The 5,946-nt window shown below is 73.6% G+C and carries 2 protein-coding genes; both read right to left on the bottom strand.

The window, feature by feature from the left end:
- A partial coding sequence (locus D7X55_RS34325; RefSeq protein ID WP_147470321.1) for a condensation domain-containing protein occupies positions 1-2,437 on the bottom strand: 2,437 nt, incomplete at its 3' end.
- Positions 2,438-2,477: 40 nt separating this feature from the next.
- Positions 2,478-5,946 (bottom strand): non-ribosomal peptide synthetase (locus D7X55_RS34330; RefSeq protein WP_147470322.1); only part of this gene is annotated, 3,469 nt, incomplete at its 5' end.

Here is a 5,946-nt window from a genome sequence, read left to right on the forward strand (position 1 = left end):
GGCCCCGGGGCTCGGGCGGTGAGGGCGGCGGCACGTAGGTCAGCGTGGCCACGGACGTCTCCGTGGGGCCGTAGTGGTTCTGGATGATCAGCTCTGGCGCGGCCTGCCGGATGGCGGCGACCAGCTCCCACGGGCACGCCTCGCCCGCGAAGACGAGCCTCGCGCGCGGCAGCAGGTCCGGGAGCGCGCGCAGCGAGCGCAGCGTCTCGAAGTGGCTGGGGACCAGCTTCAGCACGTCGATGGGGTGGTGCTTCAGGTAGTCCGCGAAGGCCGAGGGATCCGCCGCGCGGTCATGCGACAGGACGTGCAGGCAGCCGCCCGTCGTGAGCGCGCCCCAGACCATGGTCGTGCCCAGGTCCGCCGCGAAGGTGGAGACGATGGCGAAGTGGCTGGCGGGCGGCGCGTCCAGCCGGCGCAGGATGCCCTCCAGGTAGTTGCCATAGGTGCGGTGCTCCACGGCCACGCCCTTGGGCTTGCCCGTGGAGCCGGAGGTGAAGAGCACGTACATCAGGTGCTCCGGCCCGTGGAGCCGCGACGGCCGCGTGGAGGGTTGGCGCGCGAGGACGTCCGCGTCCCGGTCCAGACAGACGGCAGCCAGCGAAGGCGAACCCTGGAGCGGATCCGCGAGGTGCGCCTCGGTGACGGCGATGCGGGCGCCCGCGTCCTCCAGCATGAAGCGCACGCGGTCCGCCGGGTACGACGGGTCGACGGGCACGTAGGCCGCGCCCGCCTTCAGGATGCCGAGCACGCCCACCAGTGTGTCCAGCGAGCGCTCCAGGTAGAGGCCCACGCGGGACTCGGGCCCCGCGCCCAGGCCGCGCAGGTGGTGCGCCAGCCGCGACGCGCGCACGTCCAGCTCGCGGTAGGTGTAGTGGCGGCCCTCGAAGGCCACGGCCGGGGCATCCGGCGTGCGGTCCACGTGGGACTCGAAGCGCTGCACCACGTCCCGCGCGGGCGGGTATTCCGTTCGCGTCGCGTTCCAGTCGCGCACGACGCGGGCGAACTCGTCAGGAGGCAGCAGGGGCAGGGTGGACAGGGGCGCTTCCGGCCGCGCCGCCATGCCGTTCAGCAACTCGCGCAGGTGGCCCACCATGCGCACGACGGTGTCCCGCTCGAAGAGGCCGGTGTTGTACGTCACGGAGCCGGTGAGGCTTGAGTCCACGTCGTCCACGGACCAGCTCAGGTCGAACTTGGACGTGCGCGTGTCCAGCGGCAGCTCCTCCACGCCCAGGTCCGCGAGCGCGGGCGTGCTCCGGGGGATGTTGTTGACGGAGAGCAGCACCTGGAACAGCGGGCCGTGCGCCAGGTTCCGCTCGGACGTCGTCGCCTCCACCAGCTTCTCGAACGGGAGCGCCTGGTGGTCCGCGACGGCGAGGAACTCCTCGCGCACCTGCTGGAGCAGCTCGCGCGCGCTCGCCCTGCCCACGGGCCGCGTCCGCAGGGCCAGCGTGTTGACGAAGCAGCCCATCAGGCCCTCCAGCTCGGAGGCGTCGCGTCCGGCCACGGTCGTGCCCAGGACGAGGTCCTCCTGGCCGGTGTAGCGGTGATAGAGGGCGCTCAAGCCGGAGAGCAGGACGACGAACGGGGTGACGCGCTCGCGCTGCGCCAGGGCCCGCACCGCCTGGGACAGCGCGGGCGTGAGGTCGAAGGGCTCGATGGCGCCGTTCGAGGTGCGCACCGGGGGACGCGGCCGGTCCGTGGGCAACTCCAGCAGCGCGGGGGCACCCTGGAGCCGGGCCTGGTAGGCCGCCAGGTGGGACGCGAGGGCGTCGCCGGACATGCTCGCGTTCTGCCAGTGCGCGAAGTCCGCGTACTGGAGGGCCGGCTCCGGCAGCGGCGAGGGCTGTCCCGCGACGAACGCCGCGTAGAGCGCGCCCAGCTCCTTGAGCAGCACGCCCATGGACCAGCCGTCCGCGGCGATGTGGTGCAGCGTGAGCAGCAGCACGTGCTCCGCGTCGCCCACGCGCCACAGGTCCGCGCGCAGCGGCAGCTCGTGCTCCAGCGCGAAGGGACGGCGCGCCCGGGCTTCGACATCCGCCTGGACCTGGTCGCGGCCGGAGCGCTCCGGTGTCACGGGGTGCCGGGTGAGCGTCACCCGGGACGCGGGATGCGTCACCAGCGCGGGGGCGTCGTCGCGGGTCGCGTAGGTCGTGCGGAGGACTTCGTGGCGGCGCGCGACCTCCTGGAGCGCGGCCTCCAGCGCATCCGCGTGGAGGGCTCCGGTGAGGCGCAGCGCGAGCGGGATGTTGTACGCGGCGCTGCCCGCCTCCCACTGCCCCAGGAACCACAGCCGCCGTTGCACGGAGGAGATGGACGGATCCTCGTCCGGGGGACGGCGTGGAATGACAGGCGCGCTGGCTTCCTTCGCCCGCGCCTTCTTCAGGCGCTTCTCCAGCAAGGCCCTGCGGGCATCCGACGTCGGGTTGGGATCGCTCATCGTGATGGCTTCTCGGGGGTGGCGAGGAGGAAGCGGTGCTTCAGGACGCGCGGGAGGCCAGCGCCTGGGCGACCTCTTCGTCGCTGAGCGCGTCGATGTCGGCCATCAAGGCCTCTTCGATGCGCGCGGCGAGCGCGGCGAGGACGGGGGACTCGAAGAGCACCCTCACGGAGAGGGACACCTCGAAGCGCTCGCGCACGCGGGCCATGACCTGCGCGGCGAGGATGGACTGGCCGCCCAGCGCGAAGAAGTCGTCCTCCACGCCCACGGTGGGCAGGCGCAGCACCTCGCACCAGAGCTCCACGAGGAGTTCCTCGGTGAGGGTGCGGGGTGCGACGGGCGGCGAGGTCCGCGCGCTGGCGTCGTGCGCGGGCACGGGCAGCGCCCGGCGATCCACCTTGCCGTTCGGCGTGCGGGGGAACGCGTCCAGCGCGATGAAGGCGGAGGGCACCATGTGCTCGGGCAGGCGCTCGCGCAGGAAGCGCGGGAGCCCGTCCAGGGCCACGGGCGTGCCGGGGGTACCCAGGACGTAGGCGATGAGCTGCTTGCCGCCCGGGCCCCGCTCGTGCACGGCCACCAGGGCTTCGTGCACGCCGGGGTGCTGGCGCAGGGTGGCTTCAATCTCACCCAGCTCGATGCGGAAGCCGCGGATCTTCACCTGGTCGTCCACGCGGACCACGAACATCAGCGAGCCGTCCGGCAGGAAGCGCGCGAGGTCGCCCGTGCGGTACAGCCGTTCGCCGGGCACGCGCGCGAAGGGGTTGGGGATGAAGCGGTCCGCGGTGAGGTCCGCCCGGCCCAGGTAGCCGCGCGCGAGCCCCGCGCCCCCGATGTAGAGCTCTCCCGTGACACCGGGAGGCACGGGCTCCAGCCGCGCGTCGAGCACGTACACCCGGGCATGCGGAATGGGACGGCCGATGGGCGGAGCGCCGCCGCCGGCCTGGCAGCGGGCCATCGTGGTGCAGATGGTCGTCTCCGTGGGGCCATACGCGTTGATGAAGCGGCGGCCCGGCGCCCAGCGGTCGACGAGCCCGGCGGAGCACGCCTCTCCGCCCGCGATGACGGACTTCAGCGCGGGCAGCTCCGTGGCGGGCAGCGTGGCCAGCACCGACGCTGGCAGGACGATGACGGTGACGGCCTCGTCGCGCAGCAGCGTGGCCAGCTCCGCGCCGCCCACCACGTCCGCGGGACGCAGCAGCAGCGTCGCGCCCACCGCGAGCGTCATGAACACGTCCGACACGGACACGTCGAACCCGAACGACACGAACTGCAGCACGGTGCTGTCCGGGAAGATGCCGAAGCCGTCAATCTTCGCGAGCACCAGGTTGTAGAAGGCCCGGTGCTCCACCTCCACGCCCTTGGGCCGCCCCGTGGAGCCCGAGGTGTAGATGACGTAGGCGAGGTGCTCCGGTCCCACGCCGCTGTCGTGGGGCGTCGCCGGCTGCCGCGCCAGCACCCGCGCGTCGCGCACCACGTCCACCACCGCGGGCGCAAGGCTGACCCTGGAGGCGAGGGCATCGGCCCGAGCGCCCAGCCCGGAGCCGGAGACGACGACTCGCATGCGCGAGTCGGCCATCATGAACGCGAGCCGGTCGTCGGGATGGGCGGGATCCAACGGGACGTAGACGCCGCCTGCCTTCGCGATGCCGAGCACCGCGCAGACCAGCTCCGGGCTGCGCTCCATCAGCAGCCCGACGCGCACCTCCGGCCCCACGCCCAGGCTCCGCAGGTGGGCGGCCACCTGGTTCGCGCGGGCCTCCAGCTCTCCATAGGTCCAGGACACGCCACCGGACCGCACGGCGACCCTGCCGGGCTCACGGCGTGCCTGGGCCTCGAAGAGGGCGTGGCCGCAACCCGTGGGCGGCGCCTGGCCGGTGTCGTTCCAGGACTCCAACATCCGCCGCCGCTCCAGCGGGGAGAGCAGCGGCAGCGTGTCGAAGGGGGCATCCGGCCTGGCGATGGCCGCGCCCAGCAGCGCCGTGAAGTGCTCCAGCATCCGGGCGGCGGTCCCTGGCGCGAACAGGCCGGTGTTGTACTCGAGCGAGAAGGTGGGCCCCGCCGGAGGGAAGTCGACCACGAGCGTGAGGTCGAAGCGGGCCTTGCCGGTGTGCACCTCGCCGCCGGACGCGACGGTCAGGCCGGGCTGGAGCGTGGCCGGCGCGACGCGGTCCTGCACCACCAGCATCACCTGGAACAGCGGCGCATGGGACAGCTCACGCCTCGCGCCAAAGGCCCCCAGGACGTCGTTGAAGGGCAGCGCGCCGTGGGCGTAGCCGTCGAGCGCCACCTTGCGCACGCGCGCGAGCAGCTCGCGGAACGACGGAGTGCCCTGGAGGTCCACCCTCAGCGCGAGCGTGTTGACGAAGAAGCCCATCAGTCCCCGGGCCTCGGAGGGCGTCCGGGACTCGAAGGGCGTGCCCACCACCACGTCCCGCTGGCCCGAGTAGCGCGACAGCCACGCGCAGAACGCCGCGAGCAGGGCCATGAATGGCGTGGCCTGCGCGCGCCGTCCCAGCGCCTCCAGGTCCGCGAGCAGGCCCCGGGGCACGTCCCGGGTCAGCGTGGCGCCACGGAACGTCTGGGCGGGCGGACGTGGGTGGTCCGTGGGGAGCGTCAGCACCGGCAACTCGCCGCCCAGGTGCTCCGTCCAGTACGCCAGCAGCCGTTCACGCGTGGCGCCCTGGAGCTGCCCGCGCTCCCAGGCGGCGACGTCGCGCGCCTGGACGGGAAGGGCCGGGAGCGGCGACGCGAGCCCGCGCGCGAAGGCGGGGTAGAGCGCCTCCAGCTCACGGAGCAGCAGGTCCACGGAGGCGCCGTCGAAGACCGCATGGTGCGCGGTCAGCAGCAGCCAGGCGCGGCGGGCGTCCCACCGCAGCAGCAGGCCCCGCAGGAGTGGCGGCTGGCGCAGGGCGAAGGGCGTGAGCGCCTGGGCCTGCTCCCGCGTGTGCGCGGCGGCCTCGGCCTCCGCGACCCCCTCCAGGTCCACCACCGTCAACGGGAAGGGCCCGGGGGCGACGACGTGGAGCCGGGGCTGGCCGTCGCGGGAGACGAAGCCCGTCCGCAGCACCTCGTGCCGGCGCAGCACTTCGGTGAGGGCCTGCTCCAGCACGGCGACGTCGAGCGGCCCGTGGAAGTACAGCCGCACGGACGTGTTGTAGAGCGCGGCGTCGTCGACGAGCTGGTCGATGATCCACAGCCGCTCCTGCGCGAACGACAGCGGGCCGTCGGCGTCCCGGGCAGGGAGGACGGGGGGGGCTGGCGACGCGGGCCCGGCGTCCAGCCAGCGGGCCAGTCCCGCGAGCGTGCCTGCCTCCAGCACGGCGCGCGGCGGCACGTCCCGGCCCAGCTGGTGGTGAAGCTCCGCCGCCAGCCGGGCGGCGAGCAGCGAGTGTCCGCCCAGGTCCAGGAAGTGCTCGTCCCGGCCAATGGTCTCCAGCCGCAGCACCCGCCGCCACACGGGGAGCAGCCGCGCTTCGGTGGGCGTGAGGCCGGCGTCGGGGGAAGCAGGC

The organism is Corallococcus sp. AB049A, from assembly GCF_003668885.1.
Lineage (GTDB): Bacteria > Myxococcota > Myxococcia > Myxococcales > Myxococcaceae > Corallococcus > Corallococcus interemptor.